Genomic DNA, 19,916 nt, shown 5'->3' with positions numbered 1-19,916 from the left:
TGTCGATGTTCATCAACTCATTCACTTATGATTTGAGAACGTTCCAAGATTGATGAATGTTGGCAATACATTGTTATGTGATGTTGTGCGCGGAAATCATCGTTAGCAAAAAGGTTACTAATTGCTTCTTAATACCAATTTGATTTAAATTATTATTCCCCCTATAAATATAATCCTTGTATTGAATGATATAAAGCTCTCCTGATATTCCTAGATAACTTACAACTTATTCAATATTTTATTTATTCTATCAATTGGATACTCATGCTCAATACTTACTAATTCAAACCTTTTTGTATCAATACTTTTCTGCCCGGTAATTTGAAGATATTCATCAACAATATCTCTATCTATCATAATTTTCCCTGAGCCAGCCCAGTGCCTATCTTCTCCATTTTTTTTAACTCCTGAAATCCAATACCTTTCTCCTGTTTCTATATCTTTATAATTTGAAGAAATGTCTGCGCTTTGTTGAAATCCCTTATTGTTAAAATATATTGTTTGTCCACTCTTAGAGTACTTAACAATGCCAATCCAAGCAGGACCATCATCTGAATATCCTGATTTTAATTCAATATATAATATTCTTTCTAGTGGTCTTTTCATACTTATACCCCTTTTCTCTTATATTGCTTTTTACTAATTTCACATAATGAATTATTTGCCTAGCGCACAATGTCACATAACGTTCTACGTACTCCCGATGCCCCGCTCACTACCATTTACCTACCATCGAACTCCATGCGGGGTGTTGGGAGTACAATGTTGTACGACGTTGCACACGGAAACAGCCAATAGCCTTAACCCTTAAATAAGTTATTTGGGGCTGACAAATACTGCGACACATAAGAAGAATGCGAATTCCTATTTTAAATTGCATGCCATAATCTATATCTATTTAATAAACTTTGGTGCAGACCTCAAAGGTCCTTTTGCATTATCTTCGATATAATCAAGCAACCTCTCCTCAATACTGCAACCATCTAATGAGTACCAAGTTACCTTTTCAATTACATCGCACAAACTTTTGCCATGGAATACTTCAGCATTTAAAATATCCTCTAATTTGGCATAATCATACGCTTGTGAACCATCTGGCACTAATCCATACCAGTACAATTCTTTACCTAAGTTATCTCTATCTGGCATTTTCCCCATCCAGCAATCTTCATATTTAGCATCATTATCAATGCCAAAATTCATTTCAATGCAAGAGTTATATCTTACTACATCACCACTTAATACCTTTATTAAATCTTCAAATCTGTCACCAGTACTATCATCATTATTTCTTCTACTACATCCCGAAATCATAACGATTACTAAAAGAAAGCTTATTAATCGAACTAAATTCTTCAAAAAATATCCTCCTCCAAAAAGTTATAGTAGATTATGTCAGTTAACGCTCGCATGTTCACGACGTTCATCAGCTTAACTACCTATGAGTTGGTTCGGCTTCATGCTGATGAATGTTGTGAACATATTGTTATGCGACGTATTAAGCGGAAAATTTATATCGCTGAAATTGTCACATCGTTACCATATAATCCATGCAACACTTTATCCACTTATACTGCAAAGAAAATTCATAATCACTCATACTATTTAGGACGTTCTGCAATTCTATGATTGTTATATTCTCTCTCTTATAGTCAAGTGGCATATGTATTGATAACCATTCAGCGGTGTAATCTCTGTCATCGTGCTTAATATAGTACTTTGAAAAATCTATATTTAAAGGATTTAGTAAATGACCAGTGGCTCCAGCATGACCAATTGCATGGCACAAAGCGCCGTATTCGGGATTATAAACTATCTTCCCACATAATCAGAAAACATGTTTCCATTCAAAGTCTTCCATGTCATTTCTGTCCCTTCTTTAACTTCAGTTGTAGCTCCCACCTTTTCCTCTTTTTCAGAAATCATATTCAAAACCTCGTCTGGCGTAATAAATGGTACCAATGCCTCATCGAAGATTTCTTTATATATGCTGTTCGTATAAAGGTACGCATCCTCGATTGGCTCCGAATTATCGTCATAAACATAAAATGTGTAGAAACACTCTTTATTGCCACCCTCATCTGAATTAGCCGTATTTTCATCATTATCAAAACATATGGTATCTAACTCAATTTCGCCTGATATTTCCTTTGTCTCCACCACTTTAGGAATCTGCCCCAACTCGTCCGACCAAGCAAGCTGATTGATATCGAGTTCACTTTCAATAGAAACAATAAACTGCCAGTTACCCTCTTTGTCAATTAGACTATATTCTATCATGTGATTGCTGGCTCCATTGCTACCGCCAGACTGACAATATCCATATTCATTCATTGTGGAAGCGCTTCTAGCCCAAGTTTCGTAATAATAACAAAGAGATATTTTCTCGTCGATATACTTTATGATATAAACAAGAGCACTATCATCATCCTTATTATAAATGTCCATACCATTGAAACGAAGAACTAATTCATTCACTCCATCCTCACCACAATCGATATAGCTGTAATCTATATATTCAATTTTCTTATTTGTAGAGTTTTTAAAATAATACGCAGTAACTATGTCGAGTACTTCCGAAAGTGTATATTCACTTCCCTTTTTGTATAGAGCTTCCTCCATATAGTCGTTTGGCATAAAACGGTCAAATGATACCTTCGTTTCATTTTTCATAAATCTCTTGTAGGCTTCCATGGAAAGTTCTTCTTGAGTGAGGGTTGGAGGTACTGTAGTAGTATAAGTCGGTGACGGTGAAGTAGTTAAGTCCTTAGGATTATCTACACTTTCAAATTTTTTACATCCACCAATCATTAACAATATCGCAATTATTAAAATGATAATTACCAGTTTATTCTTTTTCACTTTATTATTTCCTTCTCGGTATAAGTTTTGATTGGTTTATAATTACTGTTTATAAACCATATTTTTTTACCAAAATCAAAACAAGAAAAATTTTATAAAAAACCTAATTGATTCTGTCGCCTAACGGTTGCGTGTTCACGACGTTCATCAGCTCAATAACTTGCCAATTTGTCCAATTTCATGCTGATGAATGTTGTGAACATAATGTTATATGATGGATCACCCAAATATTCATGGAGCAAATAATTATTAATAGTTATTTCTTTCTCATCTTTTCGTACTTTCTTAAATCCAACTTTTTCATATGCCCTAATTGCAGCAATTGTTTTATTACTCAAGTAGTTCAATACTCTTAATCTCTTTGTCGCCTAACATCACAATTAATTTTGCGTTATCAGCACTGGCTAACAAATTTCCTAAACTCTCTTTCGAGGCTAACATGTGATGTGTTTTCGAAAGTTCTTTTTCACTTACCCCTAGGTCATAGAAAAATGTTAGCAACACTTCTCCTGTATCTTCATCAAGACTACCACTACCTCCTCTCCCATAACCTAAGCCGGAGTTATTGTATTCATCTTCCTCATATATACCAATCATCGGATTCAATTCTACTTATTTCTTTTTTTACCCATTCAATTGTTTTCTTAATGTCATTATGACTAGTCCAAAACATATATCGGGCCACTTCAGGATCACTTTCCCAACACCTAAATACTGCCGGTGCATCTTCTATAAAAAACGGTCGCAATATCAACCTTGCCGTTTCTAACACTGGTGTCTTCATAATATTCTCCCTTTGTTATTATGGTTACAAAAAAATTTACTCCGTAATAATCAGACTTCCAATAACGCTCTAGACATTCTCAATTGATGATATATTTTTGATTACGCACTTTTTCTCTAGAGGGGGGATGTCATCTAACGGTTGCGTGTTCACGACGTTCATCAGCTCAATAACTTGCCAATTTGTCCAATTTCATGCTGATGAATGTTGTGAACATAATGTTATTCACCCAAATATTCATGGAGCAAATAATTATTAATAGTTATTTCTTTCTCATCTTTTCGTACTTTCTTAAATCCAACTTTTTCATATGCCCTAATTGCACGATAGTTTTTAATCGATGGCCTAATTATATAATCCTTGATATTATAATTCAATTCTAAGTATTCACATAAAGCTATTAAAGCGTTTGTACCGTAACCAATTCCACAATATTCTTTTCCTTTAAGCCAGATATCTAATTCTGCCTTCTGTGGTTTGAGATGAAAACAGGCATAACATAGGCAACCTATCTCTTCATCATTATGTAGAATTATCATAACTGATCCTTTATCTCTGGTTACTTCTTCATAATAAAAGTCCTCGAAATCTTCCTTAAATTGCTCCCAACTTGGAATAGGACTATTAGGATAATCTGGTTCACCCATATGCATATGCGCTGTATCAGACAAACATAGCCATTCATATGTCTTATACTTTTCTGTTATGTTAGCATGTCTAATCCTTATCATAATGATTTCTCCTTTACCTTACCTTATAATACAAGCGAACTTAATAAACTAGTCAATTCTGTCATATAACGTTTGCGTGTTTCGGAAGTTCATCAGCTCGACATATTCACAATTCATCAAACTAAACGCTGATGAATTTCTGAAACATCTTGTTAGGCGACGGAATCAATGAAAACTGCCAATAGCCATTAACCAAAATGATAACATATACAGCGAAATCTGTTCTGTAACTAATTTGAACCGATCTTTTTTTCGATAGATACTTCTTTTTTCTTGGTTCTTGTTTTTTTGATTTTTTTTGTTTCAGTGACTTTTGTTGTTTCTATTACTTGAGTAATCTTTTCCTCTTTTATTAGTGTTCGCTGATTGTTTAACGAGAGCTTCTTGGCTTGCTTACATAAATATGAAAATATAAAATTACCCACTACTCCAGAAGCTACACCCATGGAAAATGTCATGAGAAGTTCGGCTGTAACCCCACCTCCAAAGGATAACTCATTACCTGCTGATAATAGTGTGAGTTCAAATTCTTTATCGCAGAATTGAATGGAATTTGTATCACCATTACTCTTAAATAAACTGTTTATGTTATCTAGTGATTCAAGTTCTAATTCAATTTTTACGCAAACTACTTTTGTGTTATTTTTTCCCACCACGGTTCAATTCCTCCTGTTTTTTCTGATTTGTTAAAAGCATCAATTATCTCATTAATAAGTTTTGGACCAAACTCATAAAGAATAGCCTGTAGCTCAACAATCATGCAAAAGCCTATTGATTCAAATAATGTACTACCTTTCAAATCATGTTTTAAAAATAATTCTGATTGAAAATCACCACGTCGTTTCTCAAACTCAGATTCAAAAAAATCTAACGATTTTCCTCGAACTAAAGTCCCAATGCTTTCTTCAATGAGCTGATACTTAAAAAGCCATCTAATAGCAGCTAAAACATCCTGCTTTGAATATGTAGAATCTTTTTCAATATATGTAAGCACGACATTTAGAGCAAAAGCATCTGCCTCATTTTCTTTATCAAGAATCGATCTGTTATCATCAAAGTGTTGTAAAAGAATATGAGCATATTCATGTGAAAAAATATATATCATCTGGATATTTGAAAACAGTAATGCAGTTTGTAGAGCATTTTCTGAATGAGCACCAATTATCGGAAGATTTCTAACGGAAAAGTCATCATGGCAGTACAATAAATAAGGAAATATAAATCGAGCATTCTGTTTATTATCTACTTCCCCTACTAATTGGCCTTCTTCGTTCATAACTTGAAAAACCGAATTAATAATAACTAGATTACAATGATTTAACACAGTTCTAATTAGTGCGGGAAATATAATATTTTCACCAGCAGATCTAGCTGATAATCGAGGCTTCATTGATAATCGAAGTTTAATACTACCTACTTCTGGAAATTCTTCTTTCAACACGCTTACTATCGCCTCTCTAACTATCCACATGAAGTCTACTGGCAAAGATATTTCTGATTTTATATGACTTTCCATATAACTCATTGCACTATGTATACATCCTTCTCGCCATTCTCGTAGCGCTACTTCTGCTTCGCTTTCACTTTCTATACTATCTTCACAAATGAACATAGCAGATCGAAACCCTAGATAGTATTGTTCAAATAACTCAATAAAAGACCCTTGCTCTTTTTCAATAGAAATTAATTGACGTTGTATACTCATATATTCAGGTTCAATATCAGCAGGCCAGAAAAACCCGTCCGAATCAATAAATATCTTCATCATATGTTTCTTCCTTTCATATATTGTTAGCATTAAGCCTATATTACAAACATAATTCAACTTCCTAATATTTCAATAATGGAAATAGTGTAAATATAAATATGATGCTAATTGATTCTGTCGCCTAACGTTTGCGTGTTTCGGAAGTTCATCAGCTCAGTTTCTTCAAACCTGTTTACTCTTATAGCTGATGAATTTCTGAAACATCTTGTTAGGCGATGTTTTACAGGAAGTTGCCCATTACTAAATACTACCATTAAAGCTTTTTATCAGCTCATGAAGCATTATATCCTTTTTATCTTTATCATCAATCGTACTTATTAATCTAAACGAAATATTAACTTTTTCAATATTATGTAAGTCATTTCCTATTTCTTTTACTCTTTTTTCTGTTGAATTATACATAACTAGAAAAGTACCCGCAATGAACTCTGATATTATACCTGAGATAGTTGAAATACTTGCAAGTCCTACTGTTCCATTATTCAAATAAATTATAACACTAATCATTATTAGAATTATGCCTACAACTCCAGAAAATACGCAAATCCCAAAAGATATATTAGCTTTAGTGATAAACCCATCTCTAATATCGCTAAGTTTTTTTATGGAGTCTGCAAAAACTTCATCCGACAAATTAAACCTACTTTTACTTTTAGTATTTCCCCTTCTCTCATCTGCATTAGTAGCAGCTATTTCTTCCTCGGCCATCGTACTTAAATCCTCAATAACACTACGAGTCATTTTTTTTGCTACAACACTTGTTAATTGATCTGATAATATACCCATTATTACTTGTTCCAACATTTAGTATTACTCCTTTGTATGGTCATATATAATTAACAAAATTAGTAAACCCAGTGTAAAATGTCGCCTAACGTTTGCGTGTTCACGACGTTCATCAGCTCAATAAGCTTATCAATCTTGTCCACCTACATGCTGATGAATGTTGTGAACATATTGTTAGGCGATGGAATCAATGGAAATGTCCACTAGCCAAAACTTATTCGTTTTATTAATTACTTCTTTTTTTCTGTTTCTAAAAAAGGCTTTTTTGCGTCAATTATAATTTCATCAGGAAATCCTACATATTCCAGTAGCTTAATAGCATTTCTTGAAGTGGTCACCCCATCATGTATCTTGAAATCAAAAGCAATATCCTTTTCCTGTATTTGCTCACAAAAATGATAATTATCATATGTTTTATCCAAGATTTGTGTTAACTCAATGTCATGGGATGCAACGATTGCTATGCAGTTCTTTTTGTCTATGAACTTTAATATTGAAGAAGAAGCTGCAATCCTTTCTTCTGTATTTGTACCCCGTAAAATCTCATCGATTGCACAGATAACCAATCTTTCTTCGGATAAACTTTGAACAATTCTATTTAAATACTTAATTTCCTTAATGTAGTAACTTTCTCCAGACATCAAATCATCTCGTACCGCCATTGAAGTAATAATTCTTGCATAGGGCAAGTTCATCTTTTTCGCCATGCATGTATGTATGCTCTGTGCTAAAATTACATTTATTGCAATAGCTTTTATGAAAGTTGATTTACCAGATGCATTTGAACCCGTGATAATACAACTCTTGTCTATGTTTACCGTATTGCATATAGGCTCATCAATTAACGGATGAAATATTTGTTCTACTTGTAATATATGTTTTCCCCAAAAAGTTGGAGTACAAACTAATGGAAGACTCTCTCGAAATGAGGCAAGCGTAATTGCCATATCAACTTCTCCAATCTTTTTATATAATTCAGTATAATCATTTTGTTTTCCATCTAAAATTCGTATTATTTGATCATATTTTATAAAGTCCCACAAAGTCCCGCCTATAAGATAATCGAATATAAGACCAAAGACATCCCCGGAAAGACTAGCTTGTTTTTTTCTTAGTAATATGTTAACCCTACTCGATAACTTTTTGAATATCGCAGCTTCTTTCTTTAAGTCATGGAATTCATTCTCATATGAATACTTTTTTGTATCAGCAATTTGATATCCTACATTTACCACTTTGATAATACTATTAAGCATATCCAGGTCCACTTCATACTTCACTTTATTGATAGCATAAATCACTATATTTGTAATTAATACACACAATGTCACAAATAAGAAGTTCGTGTTTTTATAAAAAATTACTGGAAGCGCTGAAGATGCAAGGATAATTTGCATTAAACGATATTTCCAAATACCCGATATTCTAAAAGCATCCATTTTGGCTATAAAACTTGGCAGAAAATAACTACCACTTCCTTTACCAAGACCACATAACAATAATTGAATATCTTCTCTTTCCTTATCGTGAGCTGCAAAAAAAGAAATTTTTAATTCCAGTAATTCTATAAAGGAACTGCTTTTTGATATACAATGTAGTGCGGAATACAATACTTGTTCACCCACAAAAGAATTGCAATTATTAATTCTGCAAAATACATTATCCATTTCTAAGTCATTCCACGTAATGTCATCTATCTTCTCATCAGCAGCTACTTTCTCTGCATGTTCTCTCCAATAATACCCTAATTTAAAACTGTCACATTTTTTTATGTTAGGCTTTCTACCATACTGTTTTTTGATTAGAATGCGTAGTTTTTTGATTTTTGTTTTATGTTCGTATATGAATATTAAAGATACCAAAATCAATATAAAAACTACAAATATAAATGTATGCATATTTTATCCCCTTCATCTAGCTTCATAAATTATTAAGAATACGGTTTTGAACTAATTGATTCTGTCGCCTAACGTTTGCGTTGTTGCCGAAGTTCATCGGCTCAATTGCTTCCGACTTATATACACTTAATGTCAGTGAATTTTGGCAACAACCTGTTATGCGAAGGATTAACGGAAGCTCATCTTAACATAACATTTATGCTCCTTCACTATTATCCTAAGTTATAATATTATACAATTCCATCAACCATAATGCTCTATCACGATAACTTTGGTAATATTCCCACATATTATCTTTTATTGTATAGTTATCTCAGTGTAAGAATATAATATTCTATCTCTAGTTCTCTGCTTCCTCATCTTCCCAGATTATATATATCTTATTCTCTGAATCTACAACCGAAAATTCCTTAATATCATCACCTAAGAATTGGCATTCTACATAACGATGATCGGCAATTTCATAAAAACAGTGCCAATACATTGGTTCATCGATATTGGGTAGTCCAATATCATCTTTCAGTTGACTTAGCTTATTGCTGCGTAATGCAAATGTGGTAAAAACTTCCTCCGTCAACTCTCTATCAACAGAATGATATGAATAATAACTTCCAAGCACTTGAACAATATCATCCGCCATCCATACGGTTTCAATATTCTCTTCTTTATCTGCAATATAAATAGCCACAACAACATCAGGCTTGGCAACACGCCCGTCAACCCTAGGTCGAATAGTATTATTTATACCCTCTACTTTGCATACAGCGAATAAGCCGTTTTCAAGTTCATAATAGTAATACTCATAATTGTCCCAAGAGCAATTCGGTTCCCCCAACACTGAAACCAAGTTATTGAAATCATCATCTATTTCAACAACAGATACAAGGTCATCTGTTGTCAGTTCTCTATCATAATCGGTATACCTCCAAGGTCTTCCCTCAATCCATCTAATGTCATCTCGCATTTCTGTAGAATCCTGATAATATAAACCCGGTTTATCCCCACCCCTATCCTCATTGCTATAATAGTTCACAAAATATTCACTGTCATGAGCCTCTTGGGTAGCAATATTGAGTGTCTGGATTCCTTCGTTGTCAGGATCAAAATCATCTCTTGAAACTAACTCCACTGCAATATAATAACGAATCTCACCCGCTTTGATTATTATATCGTAGGAATTGTACAATTCTGTACGTCGCTTTCCATACTCAATCTGTTCACCACCGGATGTTGAGTATCTTATCTCTTCAATCTCTGTTGGACTATTATATACTTCAAAAAAGGAATCGATTTGCTCATCCAAGTCCGGACTATAATTTCTTACATTGACAGAGAAAAGATTCTTCAACCCCTCTTTATCATCCGTATCAAATGTTTCAAAAATCTTATCCATCATTTCATGAAAGTATTTTGTGTCTCTGCTTTCCAAATGATTCAATAGTTCTACCCTTGAACACCCCGACAAGGTACTTAATATTAAGAATACCAATAAAACACGATAGAGATGTTGTATATAATTGCGCATAGATATCACTACCCTTTCCTTAAATCTGATTTTTCCATAACTATTGTTATTTATTCATTCTGAGGTTTATTGCAGTACAACCGCCAGTACGTATAATTAAAAAAAAATATAAATATACTTTCTTATATCCAATATCGAGTTAATCTTTCGCATAACGTTTGCGTTGTTGCCGACGTTCATAGCTCACTAACTTCGGACTTGTCCAACCTTAAAGCTATGAATGTTGGCAACAACTTGTTCGTATAATCGGTTCATAACCAGTTTAATGTTAGACAAGAAATATGATGTTCTTTATATTATAATTTTTATGTATACATAATCTTTCTGGGTGAAAAATGTACAACTTGTTGGGACTTTGATCCTGTCGCCTAAAGTATTTTAATCCTATTTATCTTCTTATCACCATTAAGCTGGTTGGGGTTTGACCCCGTATTACATCGCGAACCTGTGTAAGATTGTAAATAGCGTACCCAGATATATCCAAAAAGGAGGTTTTTTATGCGTAATTCTAGTCTTTGTATCGATGTTTCTAAAGCTTCTAGCTTCGCTACTCCCTTTACTTCTTTGAATCACACTTTTGATAACACTTTTTGTTTCGATCATTCTGTTTCTGGATTTAAAAAGGCTCAATCTGTTCTTTTTAATCTCGAGGTTGCTTCCGGCTCTAAGCCAGATGTTGTTCTTGAGACTACGGGAAACTACTCCAAACCTTTAGTAACCACTTTCTATAACCTTGGTTATAACGTAGTAGTACTTAACCCTCTACAAACTAGCCATATTAAGTCCAAATCTATTCGTAAAATTAAGACGGATCCCATTGATACCCTACGTATTGCTAAAGTCTATTATACTAATGATTGCTCCTATTATTCTCCCAATTCTTCTGCCTTAGAAGAACTTAAGACCTTTTCTAGACAATGGGTTTCTCTTAATCATACATATAGTGAGCTGCAATTAAAATATCTTTCTTTACTTGAACTGGTTTTCCCTAACTTCAAAAAGGTTTTCACTAAAACTTGTTGCCCTACCGCCCTGAAACTTATTAATGATTTTCCTGATCCTAAGCTCATTCTTATGGCACCTATTAATCATCTCTTAAGTATTTTAAAGGAGTCAAAACACTCGGATTCTTGGTGTCGTGCTAAGTTGGATGATCTCCTTAATTATTCAAGGGAATGTCTTGCTCAAGATGCAACCTCTTTATGTTTAAAAACATATATCCGTCTATTACTAGACTTCCAAGAAGGTTTACATCAAGCACGGGATCATATGGTCAGTTACGCCCAGACACTCCCTGAATATCATCTACTTATCAGTATCCCCGGTGTTGGAGAGCTCACTGCTATAACAATTCTGAGTGAAATTGGAGACATTAAAAAGTTTACTAATGATAAACAGCTTACTGCTTTTGCAGGCCTAGATGCCTCTATTTTCCAGTCAGGCTCTTATAATTCTTCTAGAAATAAGATTTCTAAAAGAGGTACTCCCTATTTGAGACAAGCTCTCTATCAAGCCACCTGTGCTGCTGTATCTAATCGTCCAAAAGGTAGAATCAATCCGATTCTAGCTGAGTATTATCTTAAGAAAGTTAGTTAGGGTAAGCCTAGTAAAGTTGCATTAATAGCTACTGCCCATAAATTACTCAGAATTATTTTTGCTATGTTATCCAAAAACGAGCTTTTTTCTATTGTTAATTAACAATATTCTATCATGTTTGGTTGTAAAATCCTATTAATTTATAGGTTTAATTGGATTGCGCTTATTTACTTACAAAAATACTTCTTGACATATATTAGCTGGTTTATGCGACGTAATCTATGGAAACCATCGGTTATCACTACTCCTTGTCAAGCATTAAATATGATATTACTGTCAAACCATATGTAAATGGACCTATTAACAAATTAAACAATAACCCTAAATTAGCAAAAATAAATCCGCCAATACCACCTAATTTGCTTTCATCTACTATAATACTAAGAATATAGATTGGTGATTGAACTAATATTAATATGATTAATACAATTAATACCTTCCAAAAATTATTCTTAACTAGATTCTTGCTATAAGCAAAGCAGTTATTAATTTCAGGTCTTAATATTCTCGTAAACGGCGCAAATCCGTATATCACTATTAAATAAAGTATTATAATTATTGAAATAATCATAATAGCAACTTTAAATGGAAGTATTTCTACTTTAGAATATCCAAATATCAAAATAATCATCGGTATAGATATAATTAATCCACTTAATAATACTAATCCAATATAACCCCACGTAAATTCTTTTGCATTTATGAAAATTTCTTTAATACCTACTCGTTTTTCACTATAACTACTTTTTATCGCAAGAATAAGCGTTATATTTATTCTTGTATTATAGTACATACCAAACAAACTAATCACAATTCCAATTATATTAATAATAATGGTTAATTCTACTATATTGAAAACCTGCCCAAGTTTTGTAAAGTTTATTGTAAAATACATAATAACTACTCCTATTGCATTAATGCCAAAAAACATATTAAAGTTTTCAATATATACCTTGAACGACTCCTTAACAACATCTATAACCATTAAATTCTTATTAAATTTAGTTTGCATTTTTTCCCCCTTAGAAATTTTATTGTATAAATAAGTTGAGTTTATACTAATAGATTATGTCGCATAACGTTCGCGTGTTCACGACGTTCATCAGATCAATTACTTCTCATTTATCCACACTTTAGGCTGATGAATGTTGTGAACATATTGTTATGCGACGACGAAAGCAATGAATCTGCATAAATCAAATTATTAACCATTAGTTTTATCGTATTGTTTTTTAACCCTAACTATAATAACAATTAAGATAACAATTAGACCAATCACCAATAATAAATACTCGTTTGACTCCACTGTTAGTTTTTTATCAACAGAACTATAACTATTTGCTAATTCATCTTGGCTTTTTTGATAATCTACTAGATATTCATTCATCGTTCGTAATTTATCAATTTCGTTACTATCAGATAAACTATCTTTCAAATCCTCGCCTTCCACGAAATCACTTGCTAAGTTATTTACATCTGTAAAGTTATCATTTTCATTTGAATAGTATCCATAGGCAAGTATTTCCGAAATGCATGTATCATCATATTTCTTACCAGCATATACATCTAAAATAGTTAATCTAATAATTGTGTTTTCACGTTCTACTTTTCTACCGTCCCCATAATCCAGTATTACTTTCATATTATTGTAAATATGATCTTTATCAATATTATTATAGCTTATGTCTTCAAATAAAATGTCTTTAACTGATGTAACTTGTCCTAAATCATCAATAAATTCTATTTTTAGCTCTTTGATCCTATTGTTATTGGTATATGTCTCCTCATTTCTAATATTCCCATTAACTAATGCAACTCCCGTCAAATAAATCCCTTGATCAAATGTTAATTCTATTGTTTCCCCTATTCCAACACCTTTTACTCCCTCTGACCAACAAGAATCTAGATTATTGTCAAATAAATTTGTATTTTGATAACTATAATCTCCGAGCGCAACTAGTGTAGAAGATACTTTTACTTCTTTGAATGCATCTTGTTCTAGCCTTGTTTTTTGCATATAATTCTTTTCTCTATATATTTTATTACTATACTCTATTTCAATCATGGAATGCTTTTTGAAATCATAATCTTTTTCTTTATATGTATATATTCCATCAAAGTTATTAACTTCAAAATTAGTTAAGTTTGTATTTATTATATTACCCTCAGCTTGTAATAAGTCAGAATAATCCACAGTTAGAAAAAATGAATCAGCTTGCCCATCCCCCCAATTAGATGCTGGAGATAAATCATAACTAAAATAATTATCTGATAAATCGTGTAGAAAAAAAGTATTTGATATGCCCCAATCTAAAAACATTCCTTTCGTTCTATATGAAATAATAAGCTTCTTCATTTCTTTTTCATTGAAAAATAATTGGCTATATAAATTCTGTATTTTTGCACTACCATAATCATCATTAAATCTTTTTCCGGTTTCGTCATTATCTATTTCTGTTTCTATTATGCTATATTCTAATTCGCTGTCTCCATCTTTCATACTTATATTATCGATAAAAGCCGAACCGTTTCCATGTTCTTCTAGCCAAATCAATATTGGAAATATGTAATCAACTTCTCTTTCTTGCCCTTCATTAGATAAGATATACTCTACATTGACATCTACATAATCTCTAGTAATAACAATATCTAAATTTTCTTCAATGATACTAATATCATCAACCCCAATAAATTCAATATTTCCTCCTTCTATTAATCCATTACCATCAACAGGTCCACCATTGGCTTGAACAATCGATATTGTTGGTCTATTAATAAATAAAAAACAAATTATACCTATAACAAAAAATCTATTACAGTAATTATGTTTCTTCCTTTTAAATGAACTCATTTCAAATATTATCCCCCTATCAGAACTAGAATAATGATCTCTTTTCCATTTTCTTATTATAGCCCAGTTGTCGCATAACGTTTCGGGTGTTGCCGATGTTCACTCTGACCCCAAAGACTTCCCCCAGAGAGAGTGAATGTTGGCAACACTCTGTTATGTGACGTTTTTATGGAAGTGGCCATTCTCTTTTGTTTTTTCCAATCTTTCCATAGCAACTATAGAAATCAACACTGTAAATGGTGCAATCAGCATACCATGTATACTTCTTACAAGAGAATATATAAGTTGTAATCCAACACTTATTTCATTCATATTTTGGTAAAAACTTGAAGCAATTATTGGAACTGTAATTACTATAGGTATTAATGTAATTATTAACACTTTAAAAAAATTACCTTTTACCAATTGTTTACTGTATGAGAAAACACTTGTTTCATTAGGGTATAAAACAGCTGCATAAATAGAGAAATAGAATGTTGTACTTAAATAAACTGCTGGCAACAACCCAACAATAACAAGTATCCCTCTAATTGGTAATGATATATCCATCAAACTTCCATTAAATATTCCAAATATCATCAATAATATTGGTATAAATAACATCAATCCGAATAATAATGTTATTCCAATATACCTCCAAGTTGTATGCTTTGCCTCTTCATAACTATGAAATATAATTACATCTTCATTACTTAGTGAGTTGTTTGAAGCAATTATCAAAGTTACGAATAATCTAGATGTAAAATATACACTAATTACCATAATAACTAGATTAACAAGTAACAACAACACTTGTAGCAGTGATATTCCTATTGAGGTAATAATAATGCTAAATATCCCGGTAGAAGTAGAAATAATTGTACTAATTAAACTTATCAATAGTAGTGTCTTCCATCTTTCTTTGTATGTAACAATAGAAACTTTTAGTATGTCTCCAATACTAATCTCGCTCATATTAAATCCTCCTAAAATATTTTTCAATTTATATACTAATAAAAATGTCACATAACGGTTGCGTGTTCACGACGTTCATCAGCTCATTCATTTGAAACTTAGTCACCTTATATACTAATGAATGTTGTGAACATATTGTTAGATGATGTCCCCCCTCGGAAGTTGCCAGTCAACTCAAATTTAGCATCAAACCATTTTTGATCTCCCTTTCAATTTCGTACTTTTTTGTATAGTAATTAATTTACAAACAATATTTGCTTTTCCATGTTCATTAGCTCAAAATACTTAACCCTAATTCAACATACTGGCTAATGAAAGCGCTGAAATAATTTTATTTGAAATACTATAAATTTGAATAACAAATTCCTATAAAATACTTATTTCATTTTTGTGAATCTTAATTTCGGCCTCAACAGAATAGAACTCTTTCTCAGTTTCATTAAAGTAATAAACGGTACGATACTTAAACGTTAGCTTTTTTGACTCTATAAATGAATGTACATTTTCATAATCAGCAGGCACATTTATATGAAAATTCAATTGTTTAACTCCGTATTGCATAGCTTTTAATTCTAGTTGGCTCTCAAAAGAATCATCTGATAATATCACATCTACTTGACTATGATTCTCAAACTTCATCCAAATTGTTAATGACGAATTATTGTAGTCATCATTGAAGCAATATAACTCATCATTTTTTCCACCTTTATAAAGGTTAAGTTTAACATATGGGAACCCATCTATTGGTTCTAAAGACTGTGGTTGAGCCATTTTAGTCTCAACACTATCAAATATTGTACCAAATGAAAGACTTGAACTATGAATTAATGGAATACCTTCTAAATTGGCAAGCAATCTCTTACAAAATTCTGTGAAATTATTCCTTGACCAATTTAAAAACAGCGATAAATTTTCTTCACTATACGTTACACTGTAGATTTTTGAAATACTCCAACTTTTTTCATCAGTTTTCGTTATGGTCACTCCACAATTTTTACTCTCAAGTTTAAGTTTTCTATCCTCAGTCATATATATTTCCAAATCATCAATAACTCTAGCTAGTGGTTTACATTCATTCTTTATATTATGAATATTCTCATTTGAATCATTATGCATTAATGTTAATAGTCCTGTACAAGAACTATCTCCCTCAAATCTAAGGATTATTCCACCTGTAAAGTGATAAATATCTTTTCCTCTAAAGAGCTCCTTGAGTATTGAATCTTTGTAATTATCACTTTTCATTAAGTCAATAAATATTATTCCACAACTATAATTCGAATTAAGCTGATGGTAAATCTCCTTAACTTCATCAAGTTTGTCCAAAGCTTCGGTAGCATTTTCTTTTGTTAGCCTTGATTTTACTTCGTAAACCGCCATTACGTATTTAGCAGGAATAGCCCGATATTTACCTTGTTCGCTATCATCAATATTCCCTTCACTCCACAAAACTGGCGACTCTAAGACATTATAAATAATAATGTCGTAATGATATATCTTTTTACTATCATCATATAAATCTGGAATAATAAACCCAGATGTGACGCCATATTTTTTTGGTAAAAATTCAGATAACCATTTTCGTATATATGCCTCAACAGCTTGACCATGCGCAACACGAACCGGTCTATTGATAGTCAGTTCCTTTATTTTATCAAATTCTGCAAGTATATCTTTTCTATTTCTGTAAAATTCCTTCCATCCAAATTGTCCGTAACAATTGTCCACCGTAAAACCCCTTTCAAAACAAATTTTAGTGTAATCAATTTAAATTCTAATAGATTGCTGCTTCATTAAATATTTAAACCTATCAACAGCATTTTCTACGCCCTTTCTCTAGAGGGGGGATGTCATCTAACGTTTGCGTGTTTCCGATGTTCATTGGCTCATACACTTACCAGCTAATGAATCATAATGCCAATGAATGTCGGAAACATCTTGTTAGATGATGTCCCCCCTCGGAAGATGCCAATAAACTCAAATTTTATATTATATAGATTTCTTCGGTAATTCATTAAGATACTTTGAAAAAGTTTCAACATATCTTGTTCCAAAAGAAACACTTGTAATCTCTGTATATGGAATTCTATATGGCTCCTCTTGCCAGATTCCATCTGCATCAAAATGATAAACATAAACGAATTTCTTATATACCCTATCGATTCTTCCAATTACAAATTCCCATTCATCATCATTAAGACTTTCTTTTTCTACAATAATATTTTTATTCATTATTTTTAAAGACAAAAAAGTCGTTTCCCAGTCTGATATATCTATGTTTGGTGTTTTTATGCTATCGACAATTCCTTCCCTTTGTAGAATTTCAACACATTTATCTTCTTTAATCTGAACTTTAGTGACATCTACAAAACGACGAATTGAGTATCCATCGATTATAAAGTCATCTTCCTTCGCACCAAATAATAACTTATCATTCGAAATTAGCGGAAAATAATACCAATAATGTAAATCATAACGGAAAAATATTCTGCAAAGATTTTTCTGGTCAATAGAACGGTTAATAATTTCTTTAATTTCTGATTTTTTCATTTTTTCCTCCAATAAACAATCCTATTTTACTAATTAAATATAACTTTGCTCTATACATCAACAATTGATGTTGCAGATTTGATACAGCTCTACTTTTCTAGAGGAGGGATGTCATCTAACGTTCGCGTATTGCCGACGGTCATCAGCTTAAGAACTTCCCGACTTAGTATTACTTTAAGCTGATGAATGTTGGCAATATATTGTTAAGTGATGTTGCGCGTGGAAACTTCCAACAGCCATAAAATAATTAATCTTCAAGAAATTATTTCTTATGTTTAGTTTAGGGATTTATAATATATGTAAATGTCAACAGCTTCCATATCATCAAGTGTAAATGCTTTATATATATGCCCAACACGAGAAAATCCCAAACTTTCCCACAAATGTATTGAAACAGTATTTGTTGATACAATAGAGTTAAATTGCATCGCCTTGTAACCACATTCTTTAGCAATTCTCAAAGAGTGTTCCCCTAACATTTTACCGATACCATTCCCTCTAAATTTCTTTCTTATGGCATATAATGCATTTGATATGTGATTCCCTCTATCAGGAAAGTTGTCATGTAAAATATAGAATCCAATAACTTCTTCATTAAACATCGAGCAATAGACTGCTTTTTGACTACTTATTATATGTAGCATCTCGTCATTAGAAAAATGTCTTCTCCAAAAGAAACTATTGCCTTCATCAATAACTTCATTCCAAATGGAAACAATTGAATTAATATCCTCACTCTGAAATTCTCTAATTGTAATATTCATATACCTTATCTCCATTTCTTCAATCTTGTACCTTTACTATGAACTAACGCGCAATGTCACTTAACGTCTTCGTTGTTGCCGAAGTTTATCAGCTCATGTAATTCCCGACCTTCAAAAACTTAAAACTGATAAATTTTAGCAACAACTTGTTATGCGATGGTTCGCACGGAAACAGCCACAACAATAATCAATAGAAAATCTTTAAATTTTCTTTACCATCCAATAATGTCCACTATCATCTAATTTTTTTATGCCCTCAATATACTCGTATCCCATTCGTACGTAAAATTCACTTGATGTGATTGATGAAGGAATAGATATTGTCTTTCCTTGAAGACCCTTCACATATGTTTCGCCTTCGTACATTAATTTTTTACCTATTCCTCTTCTATGAAAATCCGGATTAACAAAAATTGTTAGAAATATATAATCAAAAACTTCTCCTCCCCGTTTATTTACAACACTTAGAGTACCTATTGCCTTTTCATTCCAAACAGCCACAAACACTTTTCTATCTCTAAGTAAATTATCTATATTAACTTCACTAAATCTCTCTGCAAGTGCTTCTATCTCTGAAATCGGATAATCCTTTGAATTGACCTCCTTCAGATTGCGAATAATCAGACTTGATATCTCTTTTGCATATTTTATGTCATATTCGACTATACAAATTACAGCTCTGTCCATTTTATTTCTCTCCTTGTATAAACTCTATCGTGTGTAATAAAAACCTAGTGTGAACTGTCGCATAACGTTCGCGTATTGCCGACGTTCATCAGATCAAGTACTTTCGACTTTATAACACTTCAAGCTGATGAATGTTGGCAATATATTGTTATGTGATGTT

20 protein-coding genes are annotated in these 19,916 nt (G+C 32.2%); 1 reads left to right on the top strand and 19 read right to left on the bottom strand.

Annotation, left to right across the window (positions count from 1 at the left end):
• Positions 1-219 precede the first annotated feature (219 nt).
• The 12 genes from CVU84_02005 to CVU84_01950 all read right to left on the bottom strand — a co-directional run bounded on the left by CVU84_02005 (position 220) and on the right by CVU84_01950 (position 10,354).
• Positions 220-606: a mannose-1-phosphate guanylyltransferase gene (locus CVU84_02005; protein ID PKM95598.1), complete on the bottom strand. Its 387-nt coding sequence runs from the start codon at positions 604-606 to the stop codon at positions 220-222.
• A gap of 288 nt (positions 607-894) precedes the next feature.
• Positions 895-1,359: a hypothetical protein gene (locus CVU84_02000; GenBank protein ID PKM95597.1), complete on the bottom strand. Its 465-nt coding sequence runs from the start codon at positions 1,357-1,359 to the stop codon at positions 895-897.
• A gap of 453 nt (positions 1,360-1,812) precedes the next feature.
• On the bottom strand, positions 1,813-2,862 hold the full coding sequence (locus tag CVU84_01995; GenBank protein PKM95596.1) for a hypothetical protein: 1,050 nt from the start codon (positions 2,860-2,862) through the stop codon (positions 1,813-1,815).
• Positions 2,863-3,014: 152 nt separating this feature from the next.
• Positions 3,015-3,200: a hypothetical protein gene (locus tag CVU84_01990; protein PKM95595.1), complete on the bottom strand. Its 186-nt coding sequence runs from the start codon at positions 3,198-3,200 to the stop codon at positions 3,015-3,017.
• Positions 3,193-3,459 carry a hypothetical protein gene (locus CVU84_01985; GenBank protein ID PKM95594.1) on the bottom strand — a complete coding sequence of 89 codons (267 nt, stop codon included), beginning with the start codon at positions 3,457-3,459 and terminating at the stop codon, positions 3,193-3,195. The genes CVU84_01990 and CVU84_01985 overlap by 8 nt, the downstream gene beginning before the upstream one ends.
• On the bottom strand, positions 3,443-3,646 hold the full coding sequence (locus CVU84_01980; protein PKM95593.1) for a hypothetical protein: 204 nt from the start codon (positions 3,644-3,646) through the stop codon (positions 3,443-3,445). Before CVU84_01980 ends, CVU84_01985 begins: the two co-directional genes overlap by 17 nt.
• A gap of 221 nt (positions 3,647-3,867) precedes the next feature.
• Positions 3,868-4,377 carry an N-acetyltransferase gene (locus tag CVU84_01975; protein PKM95592.1) on the bottom strand — a complete coding sequence of 170 codons (510 nt, stop codon included), beginning with the start codon at positions 4,375-4,377 and terminating at the stop codon, positions 3,868-3,870.
• 230 nt (positions 4,378-4,607) lie between these two features.
• Complete coding sequence (locus CVU84_01970) at positions 4,608-5,033, bottom strand: hypothetical protein (GenBank protein ID PKM95591.1); 426 nt, start codon at positions 5,031-5,033, stop codon at positions 4,608-4,610.
• Positions 5,006-6,175, bottom strand: a complete 1,170-nt coding sequence (locus CVU84_01965) for a hypothetical protein (protein ID PKM95590.1) — start codon at positions 6,173-6,175, stop codon at positions 5,006-5,008. The genes CVU84_01970 and CVU84_01965 overlap by 28 nt, the downstream gene beginning before the upstream one ends.
• Positions 6,176-6,385: 210 nt before the next feature.
• Positions 6,386-6,949: a hypothetical protein gene (locus CVU84_01960; protein ID PKM95589.1), complete on the bottom strand. Its 564-nt coding sequence runs from the start codon at positions 6,947-6,949 to the stop codon at positions 6,386-6,388.
• Positions 6,950-7,161: 212 nt separating this feature from the next.
• Positions 7,162-8,829, bottom strand: coding sequence for a hypothetical protein (locus tag CVU84_01955; protein PKM95588.1), 1,668 nt, complete (start codon positions 8,827-8,829; stop codon positions 7,162-7,164).
• A 340-nt stretch (positions 8,830-9,169) separates the two neighbouring features.
• Positions 9,170-10,354 carry a hypothetical protein gene (locus CVU84_01950; protein PKM95587.1) on the bottom strand — a complete coding sequence of 395 codons (1,185 nt, stop codon included), beginning with the start codon at positions 10,352-10,354 and terminating at the stop codon, positions 9,170-9,172.
• 498 nt (positions 10,355-10,852) lie between these two features.
• Between CVU84_01950 and CVU84_01945 the strand changes: the two genes are divergently transcribed.
• Positions 10,853-11,950, top strand: a complete 1,098-nt coding sequence (locus CVU84_01945; protein ID PKM95586.1) for an IS110 family transposase — start codon at positions 10,853-10,855, stop codon at positions 11,948-11,950.
• A 241-nt stretch (positions 11,951-12,191) separates the two neighbouring features.
• On the opposite strand, the gene CVU84_01940 is transcribed toward CVU84_01945, so the two are convergent.
• The 7 genes from CVU84_01940 to CVU84_01910 all read right to left on the bottom strand — a co-directional run bounded on the left by CVU84_01940 (position 12,192) and on the right by CVU84_01910 (position 19,756).
• Complete coding sequence (locus CVU84_01940) at positions 12,192-12,962, bottom strand: hypothetical protein (protein ID PKM95585.1); 771 nt, start codon at positions 12,960-12,962, stop codon at positions 12,192-12,194.
• 192 nt (positions 12,963-13,154) lie between these two features.
• On the bottom strand, positions 13,155-14,801 hold the full coding sequence (locus CVU84_01935) for a hypothetical protein (protein ID PKM95584.1): 1,647 nt from the start codon (positions 14,799-14,801) through the stop codon (positions 13,155-13,157).
• Positions 14,802-14,954: 153 nt separating this feature from the next.
• Positions 14,955-15,755, bottom strand: coding sequence for a hypothetical protein (locus CVU84_01930; protein ID PKM95583.1), 801 nt, complete (start codon positions 15,753-15,755; stop codon positions 14,955-14,957).
• A gap of 366 nt (positions 15,756-16,121) precedes the next feature.
• On the bottom strand, positions 16,122-17,483 hold the full coding sequence (locus CVU84_01925; GenBank protein ID PKM95582.1) for a hypothetical protein: 1,362 nt from the start codon (positions 17,481-17,483) through the stop codon (positions 16,122-16,124).
• Between the two features lie 261 nt (positions 17,484-17,744).
• Complete coding sequence (locus tag CVU84_01920) at positions 17,745-18,305, bottom strand: hypothetical protein (GenBank protein PKM95581.1); 561 nt, start codon at positions 18,303-18,305, stop codon at positions 17,745-17,747.
• A 275-nt stretch (positions 18,306-18,580) separates the two neighbouring features.
• A complete protein-coding gene (locus CVU84_01915) occupies positions 18,581-19,069 on the bottom strand; it encodes an N-acetyltransferase (protein PKM95580.1) in 489 nt (162 codons plus the stop codon).
• Positions 19,070-19,270: 201 nt separating this feature from the next.
• Positions 19,271-19,756, bottom strand: coding sequence for a GNAT family N-acetyltransferase (locus CVU84_01910; GenBank protein ID PKM95579.1), 486 nt, complete (start codon positions 19,754-19,756; stop codon positions 19,271-19,273).
• Between the last annotated feature and the right edge of the window lie 160 nt (positions 19,757-19,916).

The organism is Firmicutes bacterium HGW-Firmicutes-1, assembly GCA_002841625.1.
GTDB lineage: Bacteria > Bacillota > Clostridia > Lachnospirales > Vallitaleaceae > HGW-1.
The sequence above is the reverse complement of the archived record's forward strand: the minus strand, read 5'-3'. Positions and strand labels throughout refer to the sequence as shown.